Raw genomic sequence first — 24,708 nt, forward strand, 5'->3', positions numbered from 1 at the left:
AGGAAGGATATGCTAAAATTAGAACATATTGCCTGGGATCTTCCGGATGGAGAGGAAATTATTCGGGATATTGATATTACAGTAGGAAACCAGAAAATGGTGGTTGTAACCGGTCCTAACGGAGGAGGGAAGACGACCCTGGCAAAGCTGATCGCTGGAATTGTAAAGCCGGCGTCCGGAAGGATTCTACTGGACGGAGAGGATATCACCGACGCCAATGTAACCGAGCGGGCGAAAAAAGGAATTGCTTACGCGTTTCAGCAGCCGGTAAAATTCAAGGGTCTGACGGTACGGGATCTTCTGGAACTGTCTTCCGGCGGAGCGCTGGATCATGATGGAATCTGCCAGCTTCTTGGAAATGTGGGCTTGTGCGCGGACGAATATATTGATCGGGAAATGAGCGCGGCCCTGTCTGGCGGGGAAAGCAAGCGGATTGAAATCGCGACGGTTCTGGCGCGGAATGCCAAGCTTTCTATCTTCGATGAGCCGGAGGCGGGCATCGATCTATGGAGTTTTACCCGTCTGGTGGAAACTTTCCAGGAACTGCAGAGGGAGAAGAAAGGCACGCTCCTTGTGATTTCCCATCAGGAGAGGATTTTGTCCATTGCCGATGAAATTATTGTAATTGCCGACGGAAAGGTCAGAGCCGCGGGACCGAGAGACGAGGTTCTCCCGACCCTGCTTTCGGAAGAGCGGACCGTGCGGTGTCCGCAGGGAAAGGAGGATATCTGCCGTGAATAAGATAACCGAAACATTGCTCCGAATTGTTTCCGAATATGATGGAGATTTTAAGGGAGCGTTCAATATCAGAGAGGACGGACTGTGCGCGGGGCGCCAGTCTACGGATAATATAAAGATTGAATCGAAAAAGGACAAGCCGGGGCTTGAGATCCATATTAAACCGGGAACCAAAGGAGAAAAAGTATTTATTCCGGCCTGCGTAACCAGAGGAAATATTGACGATCTGGTCTATAACGATTTTTTCGTGGGAGAAGGCGCGGATGTAACGATCATTGCGGGCTGCGGCGTTCACTCTGACGATGAGGAAGAGGCGCGCCACAACGGAATTCATCGCTTCTTCCTGGAGAAGGGCGCCCATGTGCTGTATACGGAAAAACATGTGGGAACGGGAGCCGGTACGGGAGCAAAGCGAATTGATCCGGTAACGGAAGTGAACCTGGCGGAAGACGCCAGCCTGGAAATGGATACGGTTCAGATTCGGGGCGTGGACAGCACGGTGCGGAAGACGACGGGAACTCTGGCCGCCCGGGCAAAGCTGGTTGTGCGGGAGAGGATTATGACAGACGGCTACGAAACCGCGCAGACCGATTTTGATGTAACGCTGGCAGGGGAGGATTCCGGCGCGGATCTGGTATCCAGGTCCGTAGCGAGGGGACATTCCCATCAGATTTTTAATTCCTGTATCCGGGGGGAGAACCGCTGTACCGGACACTCCGAATGCGACGCTATTTTAGCCGATGAAGGCACCGTTTCCGCGGCGCCGGCGCTGGAAGCCTCCCATGTGGACGCGGAGCTGATTCACGAAGCGGCGATCGGAAAAATCGCGGGTGAGCAGATTCTCAAACTACGCACTTTGGGTCTGACTGAAGAAGAGGCGGAAGAACGCATTATATCCGGCTTCTTGAAATGATAAGATCGATAAGCAAAATTGGGCGTACTCCTTAAAATCGAGGAGGCCCCCCCTTTTTCAAAGATCGAAATGTGAAAAAGGAATAATTTTTGAATATCTTCGTTTCTTTTTATGGAAATTTGCTGTAAAATTAGAAAAAGGTAGAAAAAAATGTAGCTTTTGAGGAACAGTGTAAACTATATGATACATAGGTAAGAGCGCAAAATTCAATGGATGCGCCGAAAGTGTTGCTTTAAAGAGACGGATGTTTCGAAAGAGTTGCGCGGGCTCGATTTGGAAATGCGCAGATTTCAATGAATTCTAAAAATTTAAAAATGGCATACTATTTGCAATATGTATTGACGTATTCGTTATTATTTTATTGTCTCGGAAAGGAGTGTGCTATGGAAGGGACATATGGAATTCTTAGTTTACTTCCAGTATTTGTAGTTATCGTTACTGCGATCATTACAAAGAGAGCGGTAGAACCGCTGATACTGGGAACTCTCGTGGGATATGCCATTATCGCGAAGGAAGGCTTCATTGTGGCGTATCTGGATTCACTTTATACGGAACTTGGTGAATCCGCGTATTATGTAGTTATTTTCGGGCTGTTCGGCATCTTTATCCACATGCTTGATAAAGCCAACGCGGTATCCGGTTTTACAAGACTGGGCCTGAAATTTGCCAACACAAAAAAGAAAGCAGGTTTTCTGACCTGGGTTATGGGAATCATATTTTTCTTGGACAATTATTTCAGCGTGTTGGCCGCGGGTGTTTCAAACAGAGCGATTGCTGATAAAAACAAGATGTCCAGAGAGATGTTTGCCTTTTCTATTAACAGCGTGGCCAGCGCGACTTGCGTGTTGGTTCCCCTTTCACTCTGGGGAGTATTCATGAGCGGACAGGTTGAAATGTCTCTTGGTCTTGAAGCAGGAGAAGGCCTGGCGGAAATCATCAAGGCTCTTCCGTTTACTCTGTTTGCCTGGGTGCTGCTGATCTTTGTACTGCTGTATCAGTTCCGGATCATAAAACCGTTCGGCAATATGAAAAAGTCAGAACTGAGAGCGGAGCAGGAAGGCATGGTTCTTCCTCCGGATCTTGCGGCAGAACATGAAGAAGAAGAGGAAAAGAAACCAACAAGCGTATGGAATTTCCTGATTCCGATGGTTTGCCTGATCGCGGTGACGCTGATTACGCAGGAACTGATGTATGGTCTGATTGTAGGTATCGTACTTTGCTACATTCTTTACATACCGCAGAAGCTGATTAAATTCGGCGAAGCTTTTGACGCGATATTCAGAGGATTTGAGGAGATGTTTGTCGTTACGGCGATCGTTATCAGCGCGTTTGTTCTTCAGAACTGTAATGATGAGCTGGGACTGGCGCCTTACGTTGTAAACAGCGTAGTAGACATTATCAGCGGAGGATCGCTTCCGGTTATCGCCTTTATCATCATGATGATTCTAGGATTTGTAACAGGAAGTTTCTGGGGAATGGCAGCTGTATGCTTCCCGATTATGCTTCCACTGGCAGAGTCGCTGGACGCCAACCTGTATGTGACCATCGGCGCGGTTATCGCCGGAGCCGCGGCAGGAAGCTCTACCTGCTTCTTTGGTGATTCGGTTACACTTTCGTGCAGCATTTCGCAGATACGAAACAACGACTTCCTCAGGACCGGCCTGCCAATGGTGGTTCCGCCGATTATTGTTACAATTATACTGTATCTCATTTTCGGCTTCGTGATGTAGTGAAACAAAGAGAGGGATGATATGGATGGGATAGACTGCAGGAAATTACAGGAATATTTCAATCAGATCCCAGGACTTATCATGATCGATATGGAAGGCACTGTATTTTACATTAACGATCAGTGCGCCAGGTACTTTCAGACCAGGAAGGAAGATTTTCTGGGGAAATACATTAAAGATGTTTTCCCGGAGACAAAGATGATGGAGAATCTTGAGATAGAGGAACCCACGCTTGTGTTTTACAATTCTTTTTTAGGGATCGGGATCTCCATGCATGTCCCTCTTTATGAAGATGGAAAAAAGGTAGGCCTGGCAGAATACGACATGGTTCAACATTCCGAACGTCTGTATGAATTGTCGGACAGCTATAAAGAATTTCTGGATCAGGAGTTGAAACAGCTTGCCGGCGAACTGATGACATTTGAGGGAACGAAATATACGATCAATAACCTGGTCGGGACATCGGAACCTATGACCGAGCTGAAAGAAAAAATTATCTCAACAGCGAAAACATCATCGACCGTTCTGATTACAGGAGAAACCGGCACAGGAAAAGAACTGGTCGCGCACGCGATTCACAATCTCAGCAGCCGGAGAAAAGAGCGGTTCATCAAGGTCAACGCGTCATCCTTTCCGGAAAGCCTGATCGAATCGGAGCTGTTCGGATACGAAAGAGGCGCCTTTACAGGCGCTAACAGGGAAGGCAGAAAAGGAAAATTTGAACTGGCGGACAAGGGAACTCTGTTTATTGACGAAATTAATCAGATGCCGTTGTCCGTGCAGCCAAAACTGCTGCGGGCGCTTCAGGAAAAAGAAATCGACAGGATCGGCGGTGAGAGGCCGATCTCTGTCGATGTACGGATTATTGCCGCGTCCAATGAAAACCTCGAAAACCTCATTAAAGAGGGGCAGTTCCGAAAGGATCTATACTACAGGCTTAATGTAATAAGCTTGTATATTCCGCCTTTAAGAGAAAGAATCGAGGATCTGGAAAGCATATCAAGATCGATCATTGATGAGTTGAACGCGCAGCTGGGAAAATCTGTGAATGACATTGATGACAAGGCGCTGGAAATGCTTAAGCAGAAAAAATGGCAGGGAAATGTGAGGGAACTGAGGAATAATATTGAGCGCGCCATGAATTTTGCTACCGGGAATATTCTTCGGAGCGAAGATTTTCAGTGGGATCAAAGCGCAGAAACCCTGAATATCAATCTGCCGGATTTATCAAAGACGAAAGGGGCTGGTCTTATAGACAGAGCAAGGGATGATGCGGAGCGGGAAGTTGTCATGAAGGTTTTGGAATATTTTAACAATAACAAAAGCAAAGCCGCCGAATATCTTGATATCGCGCGGCCATCGCTGTATAGAAAACTAAAACGATTAGGCATTGATTAGGATACGGGAGGAATTTTATGAAACTAACATTAAAAGAGCAGGAACGCCTGCTCATGTTCAATGTGGCGGAAATGTCCAGAAGAAGATGGAAACGCGGCATTAAACTGAATTACATTGAAGCGATGTCCATCATATGCGATGAGGTTCTGGAGCGGGCGAGAGAAGGAAAAAGCTCCATATCCGATCTGATCGACATCGGTTCCAGAATTATTACGGAAGAAGATGTTATGGAAGGCACTCCGGCGCTGGTACCGATTATCCAGCTGGAGGTTATGCTTCCGGACGGAAATAAACTGGTTTCCATTCAGGATCCGATCAGGCTGGAGACAAGGGAAGAGGCAGTCCCTGTATCAGAGCTGATAACAATGAATTATTAAGGAGGGTGTCATGAACTATCAAATAGGACAGATTATATTTGCCGATGACCCCGTCATTGTCAACGAGGGTCTGGATACAATTGAACTTGTGGTAACCAATTCAGGAGACAGAACCATACAGGTATGCTCCCACTATCACTTTTTTGAAGCGAATACAGCGCTGAAATTTGACCGTGAGAAAGCCTTCGGTTACAGACTGGATATCCCCGCGGGCAACGCGATCCGCTTTGAACCCGGCGAAGAGAAAAAAGTAACGCTGGTAACCTATAAGGGCAATAAAAACCTGTACGGGTTTATGGGCGTGACGATGGGAAACATAGAGGATCCGCAGGTAAAGAAAGCAGCGGTTGAAAAGATGAATGCGATCTTAAAGGAGTGTGAATAATATGGCAGTCAAGTTATCCAGACAGGAATATTGTGAAATGTTCGGACCGACCGTCGGTGACAAGATCCACCTTGCGGATACCGGCCTGATTGCGGAGATAGAAAAAGATTACGCGGCGGATTGTTACGGAGACGAAATCCTGTTCGGCGGCGGAAAAACCGACCGGGATGGAATGGGAAATATGTCCGGCAAAACCACGGAAGACGGGGTGCTGGATGTCTGTGTGACAAATGCCATCATTATCGATCCGATGCTGGGCGTCATCAAAGGAGACATCGGGATTAAAGACGGAAAGGTTGTTGGTGTCGGAAAGGCGGGAAACCCGGATACTATGAATATTACACCGGGCTTGATTATCGGGTGTGCCACAGAAGTCGTGTCCGCGGAAGGGCTTATGGTTACGCCGGGAGGCATTGATGTTCACGTTCATTTTGAATCCCCTGCTCAGGCCTGGGAAGCGATGAGTAACGGGCTTACCACCATGCTTGGAGGCGGTACGGGAGCCAAAACCACCAGCGTGGAAACGCCGGGGCCGGAGCATCTTTTGATGATGATCGAGGCCCATGAGGAACTTCCGGTTAACGCGGGATTTTTGGGAAGAGGAAATTCCAGCCTGCCGGAAGCCATTGAAGAGCAGGCGTTAAACGGCGCTATCGGCATGAAAATTCACGAAGATTTCGGCGCCACGCCGCAGGTAATCAAATGTTGCTTAGATGTAGCGGATAAGATGGATTTTCAGGTTCAGATCCATACCGACACCCTGAACGAAGGCGGATTCGTGGAGACGACCATCGACGCTTTTGGCGGAAGAACCATTCATACCTATCACTCCGAGGGAGCCGGCGGCGGTCATGCTCCGGACATTATGAGAGTAGTTGGCGAGCCGAACGTTATTCCGTCCTCTACGAACTGCACGAACCCGTATACCGTAAACACTGTCGCGGAGCATCTGGATATGATCATGGCAGTGCATCATCTGAATCCGAAAGTTCCGGAAGACGTAGCTTTTGCTGATTCCAGAGTAAGAGGCGAAACCATCGCGGCGGAAGATGTGCTTCATGATATGGGAGCGATTTCCATACACGGTTCGGACTCTCAGGGAATGGGAAGAGTCGGGGAAACGATCCTGAGAACCTGGCAGATGGCGGCGAAGATGAAAAAGCAGAGAGGGCCTCTGCCGGAAGAAAAAGGCGACAACGATAACGAGCGGATTCTGCGGTACATGGCAAAATATACGATCAATGCGGCGAAAGTTTTCGGAATCGACGAATACGTAGGTTCTCTGCTTCCGGGAAGACTGGCGGACTTCTGCGTATGGGATCCGGCCTTTTTCGGAGCAAAGCCGTGGCTGGTGTTTAAATGCGGACAGGTGGCATATTCGTCCTCCGGCGATGTAAACGCTGCGATTGAGGTCGCTCAGCCGATGATTTACAGAAAACAGTATTCCGCGTGCGGAAGCGCTTTGAACCGGTACAGTAAGATTTTCGTAACCCAGGCGGCCATCGACGCGGGGCTGGGCGATAAAGTTCCGAACTCAAAAGACAAGCTTTTGCCGGTAAAAAATACGCGGAACCTGACAAAAGCGGATATGGTAAGGAATAATTGCTGTCCGAAGATCGAAATCGATCCGGAAACGTATAAAGTATATATTGACGGGGAATACATAACCTGCGAACCGGAAGAAGTGGTTTGCCTGAATCATAAGTATTTCTTCAGATAAAAGAACTGGGAGTTAGTATGATTGTCGAAAAAATTATTGGTGATGCGCGTGACTTTCAGGGAGAGGACCTGAAGATTGACAAAGTGTATCTGGACTATCTGGGCATGGGAAAACCTCATCAGAAGCTTACCGCCGAGAGCGGGGAAAAAATCGCTATATCGCTGGATCATGGAGAACATCTCTTTTGCGGAGCAGTGCTTTATAAGGACAGCGAACGGATGATCGTTGTGGATATGCTGCCTGAGGATGTTCTTGAAATCAGACCGGAGGGAAACCGGCAGTGGGCGAAAACCGCTTTTAACATAGGGAACATGCACCATCCGGCATATCTCTATGACGACTGTATCCGGATTCCATATGACGGGATTCTGGAAAATCTTATGAAATCCATCGGCGTAGCGTATACCCGGTGTGAAAGAAAACTGGATGGAGAAAAGGCGGCTCAGACTGTGGGAAACCACCAGCACCATCACCACCATCATCATCATCACAATGAGGAATAGATGTCATGACAAATAAGAATCAGTTGTTTTATTTGATGCAGATCGCCGGAGGAACTTTTCCCTCCGGCGGTTTCAGCCAGTCCTGGGGTCTGGAAACCTATGTTTCCTGCGGGAAAGTAGCGGATGAACAAAGTTTTGTGGAGTTCGCGGAAACGTATCTGGAAAGCACCCTGGCTTTGTGCGAAGGTCCGATTATGTGCCGAGCGTATGAGCTTTCCAGAGACTGGGACAGTGAGAGAATTAAAGAACTGGAGGAATTAAGCTGCGCGGTCAAGGTGACGAAAGAGAGCAGAGAATCCAGCGTTCGAATGGGAAAAGCTTTCATGCGGATTATGGCGGATATTACGGAGGATGAAAAGCTGCCGCAGGTAAAAAAATTGTGCGGACCGGAAGGAATCACATATCCGGTAATATATGGCCTTGTATGCGGGCGGGTTGGCCTGGATATGGAAAACGCGATGGAAAGCTTTGTTTTCAGTACCGTAAACGCGCTGGTACAGAGCGCGGTCAAACTGATTCCTCTGGGAAATAAGCAGGCGCAGAAGATCCTGCTGGAGTTGTACCCTACCATGGAAAAAACCGTGAGAAAGGGTCTGGAAACGCCTGTGAGCGAAATTTCCAACTTCTGTCCGGGAATTGATATTGCCAGCATTGCCCATGAGTCTTTACCGACACGACTATATATGTCTTAACAGCATTGGAGGGAGATTATGAGAAAACCTGTAAGAATTGGCGTCGGAGGCCCGGTAGGGTCGGGAAAGACAGCCTTGATCGAAAAATTATGCAAACGTCTGAGAGATGACTATCAGATTGCGGTCGTCACCAACGATATTTTTACAAAGGAGGACGCTCTGATTCTTACCAGAGCGGAAGCTTTGCCGGAAGATCGGATTATCGGAGTAGAAACAGGAGGATGTCCCCATACGGCGGTCCGGGAAGATATTTCCATGAATCTGGACGCGATTGATGTCCTGCTGAGTCGCTTTGACGATCTGGATCTGATCTTTGTGGAAAGCGGCGGCGACAATCTGGCGGCGACCTTCAGCCCGGAACTTGTAGATGGACTTATCTTTGTAATTGATGTGGGTGAAGGAGAAAAAATTCCGAGAAAGGGAGGACCGGGAATCACAAAATCAGATCTGCTGGTGATCAATAAAATTGATATCGCCCCTTATGTTCACAGTAACCTGGATGTAATGGATCGGGATACAAAGGCGCAGAGAGGGGAGCGGCCTTATGTATTTACCAACTTATTTGACGGAACCGGCCTTGATGAAGTGATAAGATGGGTCAAAGAAGATATGCTGTTTGAGGAATAGGGAGTTTTAATATGGAAAAACCAACAGGCGCATTATCACTGGTATTCAGACAGAAAAAAGACGGACAGACATACCCGGCGAAGCAGTACTACAAGCTTCCTCTCCAGGTAATGCGAACCCATTATCAGGAGGATGACGGTACGGCATACACTTATCTTCTGAACCCCAGCGGCGGGGTCCTGCAGCATGACCGGCTTTATACGGAAATTGTTTTGGAAGAAAACAGCAAGGTATATATTACTACGCCGTCCAGTACCAAGTTTTATAAAATGGATGACGGACACGCGGAAGTGGTGAATAAAATTACCGTAGGAGCGGGCGCGGTTTTAGAGTATCTGCCGGAGCATAACACTCCCTTTGCCATGGCGGAGGCCTATCAGGAAAATGAATTCTATCTTCATAAGGATGCCATACTGATCGCTTCGGATATGGTTACGGCGGGAAGAGTTTCCCGAGGGGAGATCTTTGACTATGATCTGTATTCCTCAAAGACGAAAATCTATGTGGACGGACATCTTAGACTGTATGATCACAGCCATATGGACGCAAAACAGATTGATATGAAAAAGCTGGGATATATGGAGGGATACTTAACGAACGGCACAGTCTATGTATATGCCGGACACATAAATGATCAGCTGCCGGAAACGCTCAATCGGATGAAGCCGGAAGGGGTACTGCTGGCGGCGGGGAAAATCGACGACAGTATAATGATCGTCCGTTTTCTCGGAAACAGTATGGTAGAACTTAAAGAGGCCGTAGATGCCATCTGGGGGCAGATTCGGCGGGATGTACTAAAAAAAGAACCGATTCGGGTGAGAAAATATTAGTGGCGCTGGATTGCCAGAGCTTGCTGTTTTAGGCGTTGGAAAAAGGAACTGTGCTCCGGATTCCAGCGCTTGTTTTATGCGTGGACCCATGGAGATGATTTGGCGAGCATAAACCGCGCTGGAGAAAGACAGATGACAAAAAAGAACAAAAATAGTATAATAGACTGATACCGGCTGGGCCGGAATTTTAATAAATGCAAAGCTTTTAAAGAAAAAGCAGGAGGATAAATGAATGAAGATACCTGAGTTATTTGAAAAGAAAAAGCCGGTTTTTTCCCTGGAAATTTTTCCGCCTAAAAGAAAATCCGGCCTGGAAAAGATTTATGATACCATTGAAAAGCTGACCGTCTGCAAGCCGGACTTTATCAGCGTGACCTACGGAGCGGGAGGAAATATCGCGAACAATGACACCTGTGACATTGCCGCCAATATCAAAAAGAAATTCGGAGTGGAGCCGCTGGCCCATCTGACCTGTGTAAACTCCACCATGGCGGATGTGACAGAAATGATCAAGCGGTTCGCGGCCGCGGATATCGAAAATGTTCTGGCGCTGCGAGGAGATATCGTTCCGGGAGAACAAATCGAGAAGGAATTTTTTCATGCCAACGAACTGGCCATTGAAGTCCAGCGGAACAGCGGGCTGCAGATCCTGGGAGCCTGTTATCCGGAGGGGCACTCGGAGAGCAAAAATTTGAGAGAAGATATTCAGAATCTGAAGTATAAAATCGGCGCCGGCGTCAAGGTCCTGATTACGCAGCTGTTTTTTGATAACCAGCTGTTTTACGAATTTTTGGCCCAGGTGAGAAATGCCGGAATTCAGATCCCGATTTCCGCGGGGATCATGCCGATTGTCAATAAAAAACAGATCGAAAAGACGGTGGCGCTCAGCGGGGCCAGTCTCCCTCACGAATTTACCAAAATGATCAGCCTTTATGAAAACCGGCCGGAAGAGCTGTATCAGCACGGAATCCAGTACGCGGTCGATCAGATCCGGGATCTGCTGGAACATGGCGTGGACGGCATCCACCTTTACACCATGAACAATCCGGACGTTGCCCTGGCTGTTTACGAAAAGATAAAGGATCTGCTGTAAGATGCGGATTGATTTTGCGGGGCCGATTGATCGAAAACAGTGGCTTTCCCGTATGGGGGTAAAGGGAGACGGAGACGCAGGGCTTCTCAGGCGTATGGATCTCTGCGAGAAGCGTTTGCTTTCCGCGGCGGCATCTCAGGGAGTCTACCGCGTGGTAAAGCCGGAGGCGCTGGAATTGAAAGGGCAAGCCATCCGAAAGCATCTGGCGGGCTGCACGGAAGCGGTTCTTCTGGGGGTGACTCTTGGAGCGGGAGTGGATCATCTGATTCGCGGCAGCCAGATTCGGGATATGGCGGAAGCCTTTATTTTAGACTGCGGCGCTTCGGTTCTGGCAGAGCAGGTCTGCGATCTTTTTGAGGAACGGATCCGGCGGGAAAACAGCATGCACTTTACGGGAAGATACAGTCCCGGATATGGAGATTACCCTCTGGAATGCCAGGATGAGCTGATTCGTCTGCTGGACGGAGCTCGGAAAATCGGACTGAATGTCAGCCGGAGTCATCTTTTGATTCCGAGAAAATCCATCACCGCTGTCATGGGCGGGGCGGATCATCCGGTCAGCGGGTATCTGGCGACCTGCGGGGAATGTACACTGAGGGACACCTGTGTCCTGAGAAAGGAAGGAAGAAACTGTGCTGGATTTTAGCAAACATTTTTATATGCTGGATGGGGGTATGGGAACCATGCTGCAGGCCTATGGGCTGGAACCGGGAGAGCCGCCGGCTCTGCTTGCGGTTACAAACCCGGAGTTGATCACGTCCATCCACAGGCAATATGTAGAGGCGGGAGCGGATATTCTTTACGCCAATACCTTTGGAACCAATCGTTATAAGTTAGAAGGATACGGGTATTCGCCGGGGCAGATCATTGACAGCGCCATAAAGGCGGCGCGGGCAGCATGCAAAGAAGACACGCTGGTGGCTTTGGACGTGGATCCTTTGGGCGAGCTTCTGGAACCCATGGGAACCCTGACTTTTGAGGAAGCTTACGACGCTTTCTGTGAGGTGGTAAAGCAGGGGGAAGCTTCCGGGGCGGATCTGATTGTCATTGAAACCATGACCGATCTTTATGAGGTGAAGGCGGCAGTGCTGGCGGCAAAAGAGCAAACGAACCTTCCGGTTATGGTTTCCATGACATTTGAGGAAACAGGCCGGACGTTTACCGGAACCAGCATCGAGTGTATGACGGCTGTGCTGGAAGGGCTGGGGGTAGACGCTGTGGGGATCAACTGTTCCCTTGGACCGGTAGAAATTTTCCCTCTGGCGGAAAAAATGTGTCAGCTGACCGATCTACCGGTCTTCGTAAAGCCCAACGCGGGACTGCCGGATCCGAGAACCGGAGCCTATACCATCGGACCGGAGGAGTTCGCGCGGGCAATGGCGGAATACCGACACCTGGGTATCGCCATGGCAGGCGGCTGCTGCGGCACAACCCCGGATTACATCGCGCGGATGAAAGCGGTGTTCGCCGGAATGGAACGGAAGCAGAGAACGCCCAGTGCCAGAGAAAGCTGCGTGTGCAGCGCTACAAACTGCGCCGCGATCGATCATGTGACAGTGATTGGAGAGCGGATTAACCCTACCGGGAAAAAACGTCTCAAACAGGCGCTGATTGAAGAAGATTACGATTATCTGCTTTCTCAGGCTGTACAGCAGGCGGACGCCGGGGCGCAGGTGCTGGATGTGAACGTGGGCATTCCCGATATTGAAGAGGCGCGGGTTCTTCCGGCGGTGGTAAAGAAGATTCAGGCAGTGACGGATCTGCCGCTGCAGATTGACTCTTCCGATCCCGCGGCGATTGAGGCGGCTCTCAGGGTCTATAACGGAAAAGCCATTGTCAACTCGGTCAATGGGGAAGAAAAATCCTTGTCATCCATTCTGCCGGTTGTGAAAAAATACGGAGCCGCGGTGGTAGGTCTTACTCTGGATGAGAATGGAATTCCGTCAAAGGCGGAGGATCGGCTGGCCATTGCGGGGCGGATTTTAAAGCGCGCGATGGATCTGGGAATTCCCAAAAAAGATGTGTTTATCGACTGTCTGACGCTGACCGCTTCGGCTCAGCAGGCGGAGGTAAAAGAAACGCTGAAAGCGGTGCGCATGGTGAAAGAGGAATTGGGACTCCATACGGTGTTGGGCGTTTCCAATATCAGTTTCGGGCTTCCCTGCAGGCCGCTGGTGAACCGGACCTTCCTGGCGCTGGCTATGGAAAACGGGTTGGATCTTCCGATTATCAATCCCAACGACGAGGATATGATGGGGACGATCTTTGCCTTTGAAATGCTTCATAACCGGGATGAAAACGCGCAGAACTTTATTGAGCGCTATCGTGATGTTTCTCTGGGAACAATGACTAGAGGAAATGACGATTCCGGCACGCCGAGCGGTGGGAAGCCGGAGGGAACGGAAAATGAGCTGTTTCACGCGTTGGAAAAGGGAATGAAAGGGGAAACCGTCCATGCGGTACAGAAGCTGCTGGAAACAAAGGACGAGATGGCTGTTGTCAACGATTATCTGATTCCGGCGCTGGATAAAGTGGGACAGGGATTTGAAAAAGGCACGATCTTCCTTCCTCAGATGATGCAGGCGGCGACCGCGGCGCAGGGAGGTTTCGAGGTGATTAAGGAACGTCTGGCTGCCAGCGGAAAAGCGGGCGTTTCCAAAGGTCAGGTGGTAATCGCCACCGTAAAGGGTGATATTCATGATATCGGCAAAAATATTGTAAAGGTGATTATGGAAAACTACGGGTTTGAAATGATCGATCTGGGACGGGATGTGCCGGCGGAGACCATTGTAAACACGGTTGTCGAAAAGAATATCCAGCTGGTGGGGCTGAGCGCCCTTATGACGACAACTCTGAAAAGCATGGAAGAGACCATCGCCGCGGTCAGAGCGGCCGCGCCGGATTGCAAGTTCCTGGTGGGCGGTGCGGTACTAACTCCGGATTACGCGGAGAAGATCGGAGCGGATTATTACTGCAAAGACGCTATGAAATCTGTGGAAGCCGCTAAGGAAGTCTTCGGAGTATAGAGTTTCCACAGAGGGGGGGTAACGGATATGAGAAAGAGACGCAATCAAAGTGGCAGCAGGATTGAGCGAACGCCAATCGCCGTGGGCAGCCCGTTTCTGCCCGCGGCTTTTTCGGGGTTTCGGATTGCCCATATCTCGGATCTGCATAATACCCAGTTCGGAGAGAAAAACAGGAGACTGCTGGAACTGCTTGCGGAGATGAAACCGGATATGATTGCGGTTACCGGAGACTTGCTCGATTCCCGGCGCACAGAACCGGAAATCGCGGTACAATTTGTAAGCAATGCGGTGAAACTTGCGCCGGTTTATTATGTCCCGGGGAACCATGAATCGAGAATCGCTGTCTATGAAGAGACGGAAGCCGCCCTGGCTCAGGCGGGCGCGGCGGTACTGCGCAATCGGCAGATCCTGCTGAAGCGGGGAGCGGCGCGTATTTCCGTTCTGGGGCTGGAAGACCCGGGATTTATTGCAGAGACGGAGGATGCGGAAGTAAGGCGGAAACGGGTGGATTTCCAGCTAAAAGATATGATTGCGGATTCTGCCGGAACCTATACCATCCTCCTTTCACACCGGCCGGAGCTTTTTCCCGTCTATGGAGAAAACCGGATTGATTTGTCGTTGTGCGGCCATGCTCACGGCGGACAGATCCGTCTGCCGGGTCTGGGCGGGATCATTGCTCCCAATCAGGGCTTGTTTCCCCAATATACAAGCGGGCTTTACCAAAGGGACAGAGCGGCTATGATCGTCAGCAGAGGTCTTGGCAACAGCCTGTTTCCTTTCCGCCTGAACAACCCGCCGGAAGTGGTGGAGGTAAGGCTCGAGCGAAGAGTGCCCGCTTCCGGTCATGCGGATGATAAATAGACCGTGAAAAAGTGATTAAGCCTCTTGCCGATTCCTGCAAGGGGCTTAATCGTTAAGGGGAGAAGAGAGTGTGAAGGTTACGGCGGGGTATTTATATTTTGTATCGCAGGAGACATGAAAAAAACCGGTACTTCCCATATAGGAACACCGGTTTTTTCTTGCATCTTATTTCAGCATAGAGCTGAGAAACTCTTTTAAACGTTCGCTTTTCGGGTTCTGGAAGATTTCTTCCGGAGCCCCTTCTTCTACGATCTTTCCCTTATCCATGAAAATGACCCGATCCGCTACTTCCCGGGCAAATCCCATTTCATGGGTAACGACTACCATGGTGATATGGTCATCGGACAGCTTTTTCATAACGCTGAGCACTTCACCGGTAATTTCCGGGTCAAGAGCGGAGGTGGGTTCGTCAAAGAGCATGATCTGCGGATTCATGGCAAGGCCCCTTGCGATGGCAATCCGCTGTTTCTGCCCGCCGGACAGCTGCGCCGTATAGACATCGGCCTTTGACTCCAGACCGACCAGCTTCAAAAGCTCGCGGCCGCGGGCTTCTGCCGATTCTTTGGACTCCTTTTTCACCTTGATGGGCGCGTAGCAGATGTTTTTCAGGCAGGTCATGTGGGGGAACAGATTAAAATGCTGAAAGACCATTCCCGTTTCCGCGCAAAGGATGCGCAGCTCTTTGTCGGAGAGATACTGCGCTTTTCCGCCTTGCGGCGTATCCACAAAGGTTTTCCCGTTCAGTGTGATTTTGCCGGAGGTAATTCGGTTCAGGCAGTTGACACATCGCAGCAGCGTGCTTTTTCCCGAGCCGGAAGGTCCGATAATCGCAACGGTTTCTCCTTTATTCATGGAAAAGTTTACATGATCCAGAGCCCTGCAGTTTGAAAAGTCCTTTACAATCTGCTCCATTTTCAGAATCGGTTCCATATTACCATTCCTCCTTTGCGTCGTATTTTGAGAACCGCCGTTCCAGATAGCTGGAAAGCAGCGTCAGAAGGAACGTAAAAATCAGATAAATGATCGCCGCGATCAGATAAGCGGTGGAATTAACGTCACGGTTGACCGCGGAATTAGCAGCCTTCATCAGTTCACCGACGCCCATAACGGAAACCAGAGCCGTATCCTTGATGAGAACAATCGCTTCATTGGATACAGGCGGCAGCACCGCTTTCATGGTCTGAGGCAGAATGATCCCGAACGTTGTCTGGCTGCGGGAAAGCCCCAGAGAATGAGCCGCTTCATACTGCCCTTTGTCGATGCTGTTGATTCCCCCGCGGTAAATTTCCGCGAAATAGGCGGCGTAATTCAGAACAAAAGTGATGGTCGCCGTCGTAAACGCGGAAAAGCGGATCCCGAACGCAATCGGAATAAAGAAGTAAAAGAAGAACAGCTGCAGCAGCAGAGGAGTCCCCCTGAAGATCCATATGTAAGTTTTACAGAGAAACCGAAGGAGCCGAAACCTGCAGTTTCCGCCCAGAGCGAAAGGAAGCCCCAGGGGAATCGACAGGATCAGAGTCACCACGAACAGTTTTACCGTATACCATGCCCCCGTAAGAAGCGTCGGCATCAGGACCCCGGCATAAGCGAGGTTCTCCTGAAGATTTGCAATAAAATCACTCATAAAAAGGACTCCTCCAGAAAGTTATTATTCTTCGTCAATCGGTTCAAAGATTACAATATTTTTTCCGAACCATTTGTTGCTGATTTCTTCAGCCTTGCCATTATCAATGGTTGCCTTGATGGCGTCGTTTACTTTGGAAGCCAGCGCTTCTTCGCCTTTGCGGAAGCCTACCGCGTAAAAGTCATCGCCGAAGTCAAAATCGCAGACCGTCATTTTTTCTTCCATCTGGGAATTCTTGTATTCTCCCAGCACCTGATCCACGACCATGCAGTCCATTCTTCCGGTCTGCATATCCATGATTGCCTGATCGTAAGTTTTGTATTCGCTGATATTATCCTTGTAGGAATCGTAGGCTTCGTTTTTTGTCAGCATGTTCAGAGCGGAAGAATCCACCTGGGTAGCGATGTTGTAATTGGCCAGATCCTCTGCTTTTTCCACTTTTACATCATCTTTTAAGGTCATGATGATAATTTTGTTGTTCAGATATTTGTTGGAAAGGGTCAGCTTTTTCTGTGTTTCGGAAGTGATGGACATTCCGTTCCAGATGCAGTCGATATTTTTGGATTCCAGTTCCATGTACTTGGAATCCCAGTTGATGGGCTGGAATTTTACGCTTACGCCCAGTTCTTCGCCAACCGCGGTGGCAAGGTCAATGTCAAACCCAACCAGATTGCCGTCTTCATCGCGGAATCCCATTGGCGCGAAAGTGTCGTCCAGGCCGACTACCAGTTCACCCTTGTCTTCTACATACGTCCAGGATGTGTCTTCCGAAGCGTCGCCGCTGTCGCTGCTGCCTCCGCAGCCGGTCAGGGCAAACGCGCTGACAACGAGCACCAGTACCGTTGTCAGTACCAACAGTTTCTTTTTCATGTTGTTTCCTCCATAGCATAATAAATAAGATTGAACAAGCTTTATCCCAACAACAATACGTTATTGGGATAAAGCGATGATATAGTAGAATAGTATCATAATAGAGGAAGAAATGCAATCGAAAGGGACAGATTCCTTGAGAAAAGTTTATCCTTTGCGGATATTTACGGCTTGCAAAGGAAGCGGATGTTCTTTTGGAAAAAAATGCGGAGAATGCGGAACTTAAAGAAGAACATTCCTTTTTATTGCCTCAAAACTTTCTTTGCTGATTACATGTTCAATGCGGCAGGCGTCCTCGGCGGCGACCTTTTCATCTACGCCCAGATTTTTCAGCCAGGAGGAGATCAGACGATGGCGCTCGTAGATCATTTCCGCAATCGCCCGACCGGAGGCTGTAAGTTGGATATAGCCTTCCGGCGACATAGTGATCTGTTTCTTCTCCCGAAGGTTTTTCATGGCAACACTGACACTTGATTTTCGAAAACTCAGCTTTTCGGCCACGTCGACAGAACGCACAACAGGCAGCGTCTGACTGAGTACCAGGATTGCTTCCAGATAGTTTTCTGCTGATTCATTTGAATGCATGTTTTTTCACCTCTTATCGAATAGTTAGTTTAAACGAACTCACTTACGGGGCAAGTATATCATATTTAAAGGAAAGAACCAACAGAACAGGGAAAATTGAGAAAAAAAGTCAACTAAGTTATTGACGGCTAACTTTGGTTAGTGTATACTAATCTCAACCAGGGTCCATTTGAAAAACAGGATCGGAAGGGTAAAAAGCGGCATAAACCGACATTTATGCCGCGAAAGAGATTAAAATGAGAAAGGAACAGATTGTAAAAAAACTGAGAGAACACGGATACCGTATTACGAAGCAGCGGCAAGAGCTGCTGGATATTATACTGGAAAGCGAGTGTTCCAGCTGTAAAGAAATTTATTACAAGGCGGCAGAGCGTGATCCGGGCATCGGTACAGCGACGGTTTATCGTATGGTGAATATTTTAGAGGAAATCGGAGCCATTGATCGAAAGAATATGTACCGGGTGGCAGAAACGGAGCATAATGAAGGGAAAAAAGGCTACGTTGTTGTGCTTAACGATCATACGACCCGATATTTGTCTGAAAAGAATCTGAATATGGTGCTGCGGGCAGGACTGCGGATATATGGCTATCTGGAGGATCAGGATGTCAGCTGTATCACTGTAAAAATGCAGGGAAGAGGGAAAAAAGGGGTGTATTGATATATGTTGATAAAGTTTATCAACAAAACAAAAAAATTGTATTTTTGCGCGGCAGGCTCGTTATAATAGGGATAATGTTTCAAATGAACGGAGTCTAAAGTAATGGAGGTAGATAGTATGTGGGATATTTTGAAGAAAGAGAATTTGAAGAAAGGCGGACTGTTCGCCGCGGGGGTTGCGTTCGGCACGGCAGGAATTAAAGTGCTGTCCAGCAAGGACGCGAAAAAGGTATATACAGGCTGTACGGCAGCCGCGCTGCGCGCGAAGGACTGTGTTATGAAAACCGCGACGACGGTGCAGGAAAACGCGGAAGATATCCTTGCGGAGGCAAAACAGGTGAATGAAAAAAGGGACGCGGAAAAAGCCGCGGCGGTCGAAGAAGAATAAAACGAAAAAATAGAAAAGCTGCGGGGCTGGCTAGAAACACAGCCCCGCTTTTTATTGGAGGGATACAAGTGAAATTTATCATTAAACATGAAATCAGAGGGCGTATCCGTATTCATCTGATACAGGACAGGATGTCGTATAAAGAGGCGGATATTCTTCAGTATTATTTAGAACGTCTGGAAGAGGTGACACACGCGAAAGTCTATGAAAAGACCGCAGACGCGGCCATCCGTTTTACCGGAGACAGAACTGCCGTGATCCGGGCTCTGAAAGCGTTTCATTACAGTGAAGTTGATGTCCCGGCGGCAGTGATTGAACATTCCGGCAGAGAGCTGAACGCGGTGTATAAAGAAAAACTGATCAACAAAGTGGTGCTGCGTCTGGCGAGAAGGTGGATCGTGCCTTATCCGGTCCGGGCAGTCTATATTCTGTGCAGAGCGTTGCGATACGCGTATAAAGGAATTCAATGCCTGGCGGCGGGGAAATTGGAGGTGCCGGTGTTGGACGCCATTGCCATCAGTGTATCGGTGCTGCGGGGAAATCTGCAGACCGCCGGATCTGTGATGTTTCTGCTGGGAGTCGGTGAAATTCTGGAAGAATGGACTCACAAAAAATCCGTGGGAGATCTGGCAAGGTGCATGTCGCTGAATGTAAACAAAGTATGGAAAGTAGAAGGCGGACAACAGTCGCTGACTGCCTCTTCCGAGGTGAAAGCCGGCGATTTGGTGCGGGTCCACATGGGAAATATCATTCCTTTTGACGGTGTGGTAACCGAAGGGGAAGCCATGGTGAACCAGGCGTCTCTGACCGGAGAACCGCTTCCTGTAAAGAAGGAAGAAGACGGATATGTTTATGCCGGCACAGTCGTGGAAGAGGGAGAGCTGACGATTCAGGTCAAAGAGGTTTCCGGTTCGACCCGTTTTGAAAAAATTGTAACCATGATCGAGGAATCGGAAAAGCTGAAGTCATCTCTGGAAAGTAAAGCGGAGCATCTGGCGGACAGACTGGTTCCCTATACCCTGCTGGGAACAGGGCTCGTATGGCTTTTGACGAGAAATACAACCAAGGCGCTGGCTGTTCTGATGGTGGATTTTTCCTGCGCTCTGAAGCTGGCTATGCCGATTTCCGTTCTGTCGGCGATCCGGGAGGCAAGCATGTACCATATTACGGTAAAAGGAGGCAAATATCTGGAAGCGGTGGCGGACGCGAAGACGATTGTGTTTGATAAGACCGGAACTTTGACCAAAGCCAGACCAACGGTGAAGGAAGTGATTCCTTTCGGCGAAAAAAGCGCCGATGAGATGCTGCGGATCGCCGCGTGTCTGGAAGAGCATTTCCCGCACTCCATGGCAAAGGCAGTCGTAAAAGCGGCGAAGGACAAAAATCTGGAGCACGAGGAGATGCACTCCAAAGTGGAGTATATCGTGGCTCATGGCATTTCCTCACGGCTGGATGGAAAGAAAGTGGTAATCGGAAGCTACCATTTTGTCTTTGAAGATGAAAACTGCGCGATCGATGAGGAGCATCGCGAGCGGTTCGACAATCTTCCGGAGGAATGCTCCCATTTATATCTTGCGGTAGAAAATCGTTTGCAGGCGGTCATCTGCATTGAAGATCCCCTGCGGGAAGAAGCGGCGGAAGTAATCCGCGGCCTGAAAGACATGGGCTTTGAAAAAGTCGTCATGATGACCGGGGACAGCGAACGGACGGCTGCCGCGGTGGCGTCAAGGATCGGAGTGGATGAATATGATTCGGAGGTTCTGCCGGAGGACAAAGCCAGATTTATTGAAAAGGAGAAAGCAGAAGGCAGGACTGTAATTATGATCGGTGACGGCATCAACGATTCACCGGCGCTTTCCGCCGCGGATGTGGGAATCGCTATCAGTGACGGAGCGGAAATCGCCAGGGAAATCGCCGATATTACCATTGCCGCCGATGACCTGTACGGAATCCTGACGCTCCGAGACCTGAGCCAGCGCCTGATGGAGCGGATACGCGGAAACTACCGCAAAATTGTGGGGATCAATACCAGCCTTATCGCCCTTGGCGTCAGCGGCGTCATCCAGCCGACAACATCGGCTTTCCTGCATAATATGTCCACTCTGGCCATTGGAGTAAAGAGCATGGAGCATCTTCTGAAATGATTTTAAATGTTTCCTTTCAGGGGAAAAACAGGTATAATGGTTCGTGGCTGCTGGAAGGCGGCCGCGAATTCTTTATTTTTGGAGGAAGCAAGTTGAAGATTATAAAGCAAATCGGAATTTTGTTCACGGTCTGCTGGCTGAGCCTGGTAATTGAGCATTTTCTGCCCTTTTCCTTTTCCGCCAGCATTATCGGAATGATCCTGCTGTTCGGGTGTCTGTTGGCGGGGGTACTGAAAATCGAGCATATCCGGGAAAAATCGGATTTTCTGTTGTCGAATATGGCGTTCTTTTTTATACCGGCAGGTGTGAGTATTATCAATTACTTCGATCTTTTGAAGAGTAACCTGTGGCAGATTGCCGTTATCTGCGCTGTTTCCACTTTTGTGACCTTTGGCGTGACCGCTTTCAGTATCCGCCTTACAAAAAGGCTGATGGAAAGGGGGCGGTAGGCTTGCTGGAGCTTTGCAAATCGCCTTTCTTCGGAGTGGCTCTCAGTATTGTGGCTTTCTGGATTGGCGAACGGATTCACAAAAAGACGGGGCTGAGCATCTGCAATCCGATTATTATCGCAATCGTTCTGATTATCGGCGTGCTGCTGATTTTCCGGATTCCATATTCGTATTACCAGGAAGGCGGAGCGCTGATTGATCTGTTCCTGGCGCCGGCCACAGCCTGTCTGGCGGTTTCCATCTATACAAAATTGCAGCTTTTAAAAGAAAACTGGCTGCCGATTCTCATCGGCTGCGCCATGGGTTCCCTGGCCTCGATGGCAAGTATTTTCGGAATGTGCCGCCTGCTGGGGCTGGATGAACAACTGACCGCTTCTCTGCTGCCAAAGTCTGTCACAACGCCAATCGCCATCAGCATTTCCCAGGCTCACGGCGGTATTGTCCCCATCACCATCGTTGCTGTGATTTTTACCGGAATTCTGGGAAGTGTCTTCGCGCCTCTTCTGATTCGTCTGTTCCGGGTGAAAGAGCCGCTGGAAGCGGGAACGGCTATTGGAGCCTGCAGCCATGCGGTGGGCACGTCAAAAGCCGTGGAACTCGGCGAAACGGAAGGCGCCATGAGCGGGCTTGCCATCGGAGTCTGCGGAATTATGACGGTTCTGTTTTCGATGTTTTTGTAGGATGAACAAAACAAATCCTCGCGTCATAGTATAAACCATATACTACGATGAAAGGGGATTTTTTGTTTTGAAAAAGAATGAGGAACCTTATGTAGGTATGCCGATATATTTGGATGACTGCGATTGTGACGATCTGTTCGGGGAACGGAGCGGCGGGCAGGATCCGTGTATGAACCAGTGCTGCTTTGAAGACTGGCCTATTGGAATGACTTATACGCCTATGCAGCAATGGGAATCTACCTACGATCCGGAGAAGGCGCTGCAGGCGGGAACGATTTTTCCCAGTCTGGATCTGTGGTTCATGGGAGGTGGCACGCGATGACAGAGCGGAGTGAAATGCTGAAAAAGGTGCAGCAGCTGAATTTCGTGATGATTGACGCCGGGCTTTTTCTGAATAACCAGCCGGAATCTCCGGCAGCCCTGGAGTTATTCCGCAAATATCAGGAACTGCATAGAAAAGCGAAAATGGAATATGAAGAGGCCTTCGGACCGCTGGATTACGACGGCATTCGCACAGAACGGGACGGATGGTCCTGGATTCACAGGCCATGGCCGTGGGAAGTGGAGGATTAGGATATGTGGAAGTATGAAAAGAAACTGGAGTACCCGATTAATATTAAAAATCCCAACCCGGCTCTGGCAAAGTTCATCATCAGCCAGGTGGGCGGACCGGACGGAGAACTGGGCGCTTCTCAGCGCTATCTGTCCCAGCGTTATTCCATGCCCTATGATGAGGCTATCGCGACGCTGACGGATGTGGGAACCGAGGAACTAGCTCATCTTGAGATGGTAAGTACCATTATTCATCAGCTTACCCGCAATATGACCATCGAGCAGATTAAAGACGCGGGATTTGAAACCTATTTTGTCGACCACACGGCAGGCGTATATCCGCAGGCCGCGGCCGGTTTTCCTTTTGATGCCCTCTGTTTCGCCTCCAAGGGAGACGCGATTACCGATCTGGTGGAGGATATGGCGGCCGAACAAAAAGCGCGTACCACTTACGACAACATCCTGCGAATGGTAGACGACCCGGATGTCATTGATCCGATCCGCTATTTGAGAGAACGGGAAATCGTGCATTTTCAGCGATTTGGCGAAGCCCTCAGGGTAGTTCAGGATAACCTGGACTGCAAGAATTTTTACGCGATTAACCCGGAGTTTGATAAGTAAAGAAAACAAGGTAAGGTAAAGAGACTTTGTCATCAGATCGCAGCGGACAGCTTCATCTGAGCCAAAGTCTCTTTTGCTTTTTCAAATTACCCGTATCTGGCAGGCTTCCATGGCCCGCAGCGCGTTTTCATGGCTCTCCGGCGTAGCCCCGGCACAGCAGGCACTGTCTACGGTAACGGGTACTTCCGGGAGAAAGGCTTTCACAATCATGGCGTTTGAAATGACGCAGATGTCCGTACACAGACCGACCAGTTCGATTTCCTCCGGAACTTCACCGGCTCGCTCAAGCTCCATGAGCATGATTCCCAGCTCCTTTGATCCGAAAGTATCTTTTTCAATAACAGGGGAATCCTGAGGACGAAACAGGCTGTCGCTGATTTCCCAGCCGCGGGTGTCCCGGATACAGTGAGGAACCGGCAGATTCCGTCCCTCCTGGGTTTTCAGATAGTCGTCCCCATGGGTATCGGCTGTAAAAATAACGAGATCGCCGCGTCCATCGTATTCTTTAATTTTCTGATTTACAGAATCCACGATTTCCAGCGCCTGAGGCGTACCTAAAGCGCCGTCGATAAAATCATTTTGCATATCTACCACAATCAGTAATTTGCTCATGTCAATGAACCTCTTCTTTCTGCGGAATTTTAATCATTTCAGATAATTCCATTATATTCGTCAATCCGTTCCTACGCAAGCCTCAGAGTAATATATCTGGGGGGGCAAACATTGCGCTTGCAATCGGTACTTTGTTTGCCCGCAGCCGGATTCCTTATACGATTTATACACAAAGTGCGGATCTTTAAAGCAAAAATACTTGACAGACCCGGCGCTTTTTTGTAAACTATACCAGTGTCAAGTGAAAAGACTTGTCGATTGAGGAAATGAACTTATGGAATTTAATGAAATTGCACAGACCAGTCTGCTGTACGATTTTTACGGGCAGCTGCTTACGGAAAGGCAGCGGGAAGTCATGGAACTGTATCATGAGGAAAACCTGACGTTATCCGAAATTGCCGATGAGTTTTCCATCAGCCGCCAGGGCGTCCACGATACGCTGAAAACGGCGGAGAAGGCGCTGCAAAGATATGAGGAAAAGTTAGGACTTGTAAGCAGATTTCAGGAAAGCCGCCAGGCAATCGGAAAGATTGACCGGGAGATTGACGGACTGGCGGCGGAGTGTACCGATAAAAGAACGGCGGAAAAACTGCGGAAAATAAAAGAGATTATTGACAGTCTGGATCAATAAG

The 24,708-nt window shown here is 49.2% G+C and carries 29 protein-coding genes; 24 read left to right on the forward strand and 5 right to left on the reverse strand.

The annotated features are described in order from the left end of the window. Window positions 1-9: 9 nt before the first annotated feature. The 15 genes from H9L42_RS06285 to H9L42_RS06355 all read left to right on the forward strand — a co-directional run bounded on the left by H9L42_RS06285 (window position 10) and on the right by H9L42_RS06355 (window position 14,893). Window positions 10-741, forward strand: a complete 732-nt coding sequence (locus H9L42_RS06285) for an ABC transporter ATP-binding protein (protein ID WP_187302537.1) — start codon at window positions 10-12, stop codon at window positions 739-741. Further along, entirely contained in the window at window positions 734-1,651 is a 918-nt protein-coding gene (locus H9L42_RS06290) for a SufD family Fe-S cluster assembly protein (protein WP_187302538.1), read from the forward strand. The genes H9L42_RS06285 and H9L42_RS06290 overlap by 8 nt, the downstream gene beginning before the upstream one ends. Before the next feature lie 383 nt (window positions 1,652-2,034). After that, entirely contained in the window at window positions 2,035-3,381 is a 1,347-nt protein-coding gene (locus H9L42_RS06295) for a Na+/H+ antiporter NhaC family protein (protein ID WP_187302539.1), read from the forward strand. A gap of 21 nt (window positions 3,382-3,402) precedes the next feature. Then, window positions 3,403-4,779: a sigma-54 interaction domain-containing protein gene (locus tag H9L42_RS06300; protein ID WP_187302540.1), complete on the forward strand. Its 1,377-nt coding sequence runs from the start codon at window positions 3,403-3,405 to the stop codon at window positions 4,777-4,779. A gap of 17 nt (window positions 4,780-4,796) precedes the next feature. Beyond that, window positions 4,797-5,156, forward strand: coding sequence for an urease subunit gamma (gene ureA / locus H9L42_RS06305; protein WP_187302541.1), 360 nt, complete (start codon window positions 4,797-4,799; stop codon window positions 5,154-5,156). A gap of 10 nt (window positions 5,157-5,166) precedes the next feature. Then, window positions 5,167-5,541, forward strand: coding sequence for an urease subunit beta (locus H9L42_RS06310; RefSeq protein WP_187302542.1), 375 nt, complete (start codon window positions 5,167-5,169; stop codon window positions 5,539-5,541). A 1-nt stretch (window position 5,542) separates the two neighbouring features. After that, on the forward strand, window positions 5,543-7,261 hold the full coding sequence (gene ureC / locus H9L42_RS06315; RefSeq protein WP_187302543.1) for an urease subunit alpha: 1,719 nt from the start codon (window positions 5,543-5,545) through the stop codon (window positions 7,259-7,261). A 17-nt stretch (window positions 7,262-7,278) separates the two neighbouring features. After that, window positions 7,279-7,764, forward strand: coding sequence for an urease accessory protein UreE (locus tag H9L42_RS06320; RefSeq protein WP_187302544.1), 486 nt, complete (start codon window positions 7,279-7,281; stop codon window positions 7,762-7,764). Window positions 7,765-7,769: 5 nt separating this feature from the next. Next, entirely contained in the window at window positions 7,770-8,456 is a 687-nt protein-coding gene (locus H9L42_RS06325) for an urease accessory protein UreF (protein WP_187302545.1), read from the forward strand. An 18-nt stretch (window positions 8,457-8,474) separates the two neighbouring features. Beyond that, window positions 8,475-9,083: an urease accessory protein UreG gene (gene ureG, locus H9L42_RS06330; protein ID WP_187302546.1), complete on the forward strand. Its 609-nt coding sequence runs from the start codon at window positions 8,475-8,477 to the stop codon at window positions 9,081-9,083. An 11-nt stretch (window positions 9,084-9,094) separates the two neighbouring features. Further along, window positions 9,095-9,913: an urease accessory protein UreD gene (locus H9L42_RS06335; protein ID WP_187302547.1), complete on the forward strand. Its 819-nt coding sequence runs from the start codon at window positions 9,095-9,097 to the stop codon at window positions 9,911-9,913. 232 nt (window positions 9,914-10,145) lie between these two features. Then, on the forward strand, window positions 10,146-11,006 hold the full coding sequence (metF, locus tag H9L42_RS06340) for a methylenetetrahydrofolate reductase [NAD(P)H] (protein WP_187302548.1): 861 nt from the start codon (window positions 10,146-10,148) through the stop codon (window positions 11,004-11,006). Between the two features lies 1 nt (window position 11,007). Beyond that, complete coding sequence (locus H9L42_RS06345) at window positions 11,008-11,652, forward strand: methionine synthase (RefSeq protein WP_187302549.1); 645 nt, start codon at window positions 11,008-11,010, stop codon at window positions 11,650-11,652. After that, on the forward strand, window positions 11,639-14,032 hold the full coding sequence (locus H9L42_RS06350; protein WP_346726290.1) for a homocysteine S-methyltransferase family protein: 2,394 nt from the start codon (window positions 11,639-11,641) through the stop codon (window positions 14,030-14,032). The genes H9L42_RS06345 and H9L42_RS06350 overlap by 14 nt, the downstream gene beginning before the upstream one ends. Window positions 14,033-14,059: 27 nt before the next feature. Continuing rightward, window positions 14,060-14,893: a metallophosphoesterase gene (locus H9L42_RS06355; protein WP_187302550.1), complete on the forward strand. Its 834-nt coding sequence runs from the start codon at window positions 14,060-14,062 to the stop codon at window positions 14,891-14,893. 165 nt (window positions 14,894-15,058) lie between these two features. Here H9L42_RS06355 and H9L42_RS06360 read toward each other — a convergent pair whose 3' ends face one another. From H9L42_RS06360 to H9L42_RS06375, 4 genes are all read right to left on the reverse strand, one after another. Beyond that, window positions 15,059-15,814: an amino acid ABC transporter ATP-binding protein gene (locus H9L42_RS06360; protein WP_187302584.1), complete on the reverse strand. Its 756-nt coding sequence runs from the start codon at window positions 15,812-15,814 to the stop codon at window positions 15,059-15,061. A 10-nt stretch (window positions 15,815-15,824) separates the two neighbouring features. Then, window positions 15,825-16,517 carry an amino acid ABC transporter permease gene (locus tag H9L42_RS06365; RefSeq protein ID WP_187302551.1) on the reverse strand — a complete coding sequence of 231 codons (693 nt, stop codon included), beginning with the start codon at window positions 16,515-16,517 and terminating at the stop codon, window positions 15,825-15,827. 24 nt (window positions 16,518-16,541) lie between these two features. Beyond that, window positions 16,542-17,387 carry an amino acid ABC transporter substrate-binding protein gene (locus H9L42_RS06370; RefSeq protein WP_187302552.1) on the reverse strand — a complete coding sequence of 282 codons (846 nt, stop codon included), beginning with the start codon at window positions 17,385-17,387 and terminating at the stop codon, window positions 16,542-16,544. Window positions 17,388-17,609: 222 nt separating this feature from the next. After that, window positions 17,610-17,972 (reverse strand): metal-dependent transcriptional regulator, encoded by a 363-nt coding sequence (locus tag H9L42_RS06375; RefSeq protein ID WP_187302553.1) that lies wholly within the window; start codon window positions 17,970-17,972, stop codon window positions 17,610-17,612. Between the two features lie 236 nt (window positions 17,973-18,208). On the opposite strand from H9L42_RS06375, the gene H9L42_RS06380 reads away from it, so the two are divergent. From H9L42_RS06380 to H9L42_RS06415, 8 genes are all read left to right on the forward strand, one after another. Next, window positions 18,209-18,631 (forward strand): Fur family transcriptional regulator, encoded by a 423-nt coding sequence (locus H9L42_RS06380; protein WP_187302554.1) that lies wholly within the window; start codon window positions 18,209-18,211, stop codon window positions 18,629-18,631. 117 nt (window positions 18,632-18,748) lie between these two features. Beyond that, window positions 18,749-19,018: a DUF6110 family protein gene (locus H9L42_RS06385; protein ID WP_187302555.1), complete on the forward strand. Its 270-nt coding sequence runs from the start codon at window positions 18,749-18,751 to the stop codon at window positions 19,016-19,018. A gap of 68 nt (window positions 19,019-19,086) precedes the next feature. Beyond that, on the forward strand, window positions 19,087-21,162 hold the full coding sequence (locus H9L42_RS06390; RefSeq protein ID WP_187302556.1) for a heavy metal translocating P-type ATPase: 2,076 nt from the start codon (window positions 19,087-19,089) through the stop codon (window positions 21,160-21,162). Next, window positions 21,159-21,611: a CidA/LrgA family protein gene (locus tag H9L42_RS06395; protein ID WP_346726291.1), complete on the forward strand. Its 453-nt coding sequence runs from the start codon at window positions 21,159-21,161 to the stop codon at window positions 21,609-21,611. The genes H9L42_RS06390 and H9L42_RS06395 overlap by 4 nt, the downstream gene beginning before the upstream one ends. Window positions 21,612-21,613: 2 nt before the next feature. Then, the gene (locus tag H9L42_RS06400; RefSeq protein ID WP_187302557.1) at window positions 21,614-22,291 is read left to right on the forward strand and encodes an LrgB family protein; all 678 of its coding nucleotides are present in this window, start codon (window positions 21,614-21,616) and stop codon (window positions 22,289-22,291) included. Between the two features lie 67 nt (window positions 22,292-22,358). Then, entirely contained in the window at window positions 22,359-22,613 is a 255-nt protein-coding gene (locus H9L42_RS06405; protein WP_243235676.1) for a spore coat associated protein CotJA, read from the forward strand. Beyond that, a complete protein-coding gene (locus tag H9L42_RS06410; RefSeq protein ID WP_187302558.1) occupies window positions 22,610-22,864 on the forward strand; it encodes a spore coat protein CotJB in 255 nt (84 codons plus the stop codon). The genes H9L42_RS06405 and H9L42_RS06410 overlap by 4 nt, the downstream gene beginning before the upstream one ends. Before the next feature lie 3 nt (window positions 22,865-22,867). Beyond that, entirely contained in the window at window positions 22,868-23,464 is a 597-nt protein-coding gene (locus H9L42_RS06415) for a manganese catalase family protein (RefSeq protein ID WP_187302559.1), read from the forward strand. An 81-nt stretch (window positions 23,465-23,545) separates the two neighbouring features. Here H9L42_RS06415 and H9L42_RS06420 read toward each other — a convergent pair whose 3' ends face one another. After that, a complete protein-coding gene (locus tag H9L42_RS06420) occupies window positions 23,546-24,076 on the reverse strand; it encodes a cysteine hydrolase family protein (RefSeq protein ID WP_187302560.1) in 531 nt (176 codons plus the stop codon). Window positions 24,077-24,350: 274 nt separating this feature from the next. Here H9L42_RS06420 and ylxM point away from each other — a divergent pair, with 274 nt between their 5' ends. Further along, window positions 24,351-24,707: a YlxM family DNA-binding protein gene (gene ylxM, locus H9L42_RS06425; RefSeq protein ID WP_187302561.1), complete on the forward strand. Its 357-nt coding sequence runs from the start codon at window positions 24,351-24,353 to the stop codon at window positions 24,705-24,707. Window position 24,708: the final 1 nt, after the last annotated feature.

Origin of the sequence: Zhenpiania hominis, from assembly GCF_014333425.1 — a bacterium.
Taxonomy (GTDB): Bacteria; Bacillota; Clostridia; order Peptostreptococcales; family Anaerovoracaceae; genus Hominibacterium; species Hominibacterium hominis.

Bases quoted from the DNA above. Each gene is read 5' to 3' on its own strand.
- H9L42_RS06285 (WP_187302537.1), top strand. From the start codon at position 10: ATGCTAAAATTAGAACATATTGCCTGGGATCTTCCGGATGGAGAGGAA.
- H9L42_RS06295 (WP_187302539.1), top strand. From the start codon at position 2,035: ATGGAAGGGACATATGGAATTCTTAGTTTACTTCCAGTATTTGTAGTT.
- H9L42_RS06300 (WP_187302540.1), top strand. From the start codon at position 3,403: ATGGATGGGATAGACTGCAGGAAATTACAGGAATATTTCAATCAGATC.
- ureA (WP_187302541.1), top strand. From the start codon at position 4,797: ATGAAACTAACATTAAAAGAGCAGGAACGCCTGCTCATGTTCAATGTG.
- H9L42_RS06310 (WP_187302542.1), top strand. From the start codon at position 5,167: ATGAACTATCAAATAGGACAGATTATATTTGCCGATGACCCCGTCATT.
- ureC (WP_187302543.1), top strand. From the start codon at position 5,543: ATGGCAGTCAAGTTATCCAGACAGGAATATTGTGAAATGTTCGGACCG.
- H9L42_RS06320 (WP_187302544.1), top strand. From the start codon at position 7,279: ATGATTGTCGAAAAAATTATTGGTGATGCGCGTGACTTTCAGGGAGAG.
- H9L42_RS06325 (WP_187302545.1), top strand. From the start codon at position 7,770: ATGACAAATAAGAATCAGTTGTTTTATTTGATGCAGATCGCCGGAGGA.
- ureG (WP_187302546.1), top strand. From the start codon at position 8,475: ATGAGAAAACCTGTAAGAATTGGCGTCGGAGGCCCGGTAGGGTCGGGA.
- H9L42_RS06335 (WP_187302547.1), top strand. From the start codon at position 9,095: ATGGAAAAACCAACAGGCGCATTATCACTGGTATTCAGACAGAAAAAA.
- metF (WP_187302548.1), top strand. From the start codon at position 10,146: ATGAAGATACCTGAGTTATTTGAAAAGAAAAAGCCGGTTTTTTCCCTG.
- H9L42_RS06345 (WP_187302549.1), top strand. From the start codon at position 11,008: ATGCGGATTGATTTTGCGGGGCCGATTGATCGAAAACAGTGGCTTTCC.
- H9L42_RS06355 (WP_187302550.1), top strand. From the start codon at position 14,060: ATGAGAAAGAGACGCAATCAAAGTGGCAGCAGGATTGAGCGAACGCCA.
- H9L42_RS06365 (WP_187302551.1), bottom strand. From the start codon at position 16,517: ATGAGTGATTTTATTGCAAATCTTCAGGAGAACCTCGCTTATGCCGGG.
- H9L42_RS06370 (WP_187302552.1), bottom strand. From the start codon at position 17,387: ATGAAAAAGAAACTGTTGGTACTGACAACGGTACTGGTGCTCGTTGTC.
- H9L42_RS06375 (WP_187302553.1), bottom strand. From the start codon at position 17,972: ATGCATTCAAATGAATCAGCAGAAAACTATCTGGAAGCAATCCTGGTA.
- H9L42_RS06380 (WP_187302554.1), top strand. From the start codon at position 18,209: ATGAGAAAGGAACAGATTGTAAAAAAACTGAGAGAACACGGATACCGT.
- H9L42_RS06385 (WP_187302555.1), top strand. From the start codon at position 18,749: ATGTGGGATATTTTGAAGAAAGAGAATTTGAAGAAAGGCGGACTGTTC.
- H9L42_RS06395 (WP_346726291.1), top strand. From the start codon at position 21,159: ATGATTTTAAATGTTTCCTTTCAGGGGAAAAACAGGTATAATGGTTCG.
- H9L42_RS06410 (WP_187302558.1), top strand. From the start codon at position 22,610: ATGACAGAGCGGAGTGAAATGCTGAAAAAGGTGCAGCAGCTGAATTTC.
- H9L42_RS06415 (WP_187302559.1), top strand. From the start codon at position 22,868: ATGTGGAAGTATGAAAAGAAACTGGAGTACCCGATTAATATTAAAAAT.
- H9L42_RS06420 (WP_187302560.1), bottom strand. From the start codon at position 24,076: ATGAGCAAATTACTGATTGTGGTAGATATGCAAAATGATTTTATCGAC.
- ylxM (WP_187302561.1), top strand. From the start codon at position 24,351: ATGGAATTTAATGAAATTGCACAGACCAGTCTGCTGTACGATTTTTAC.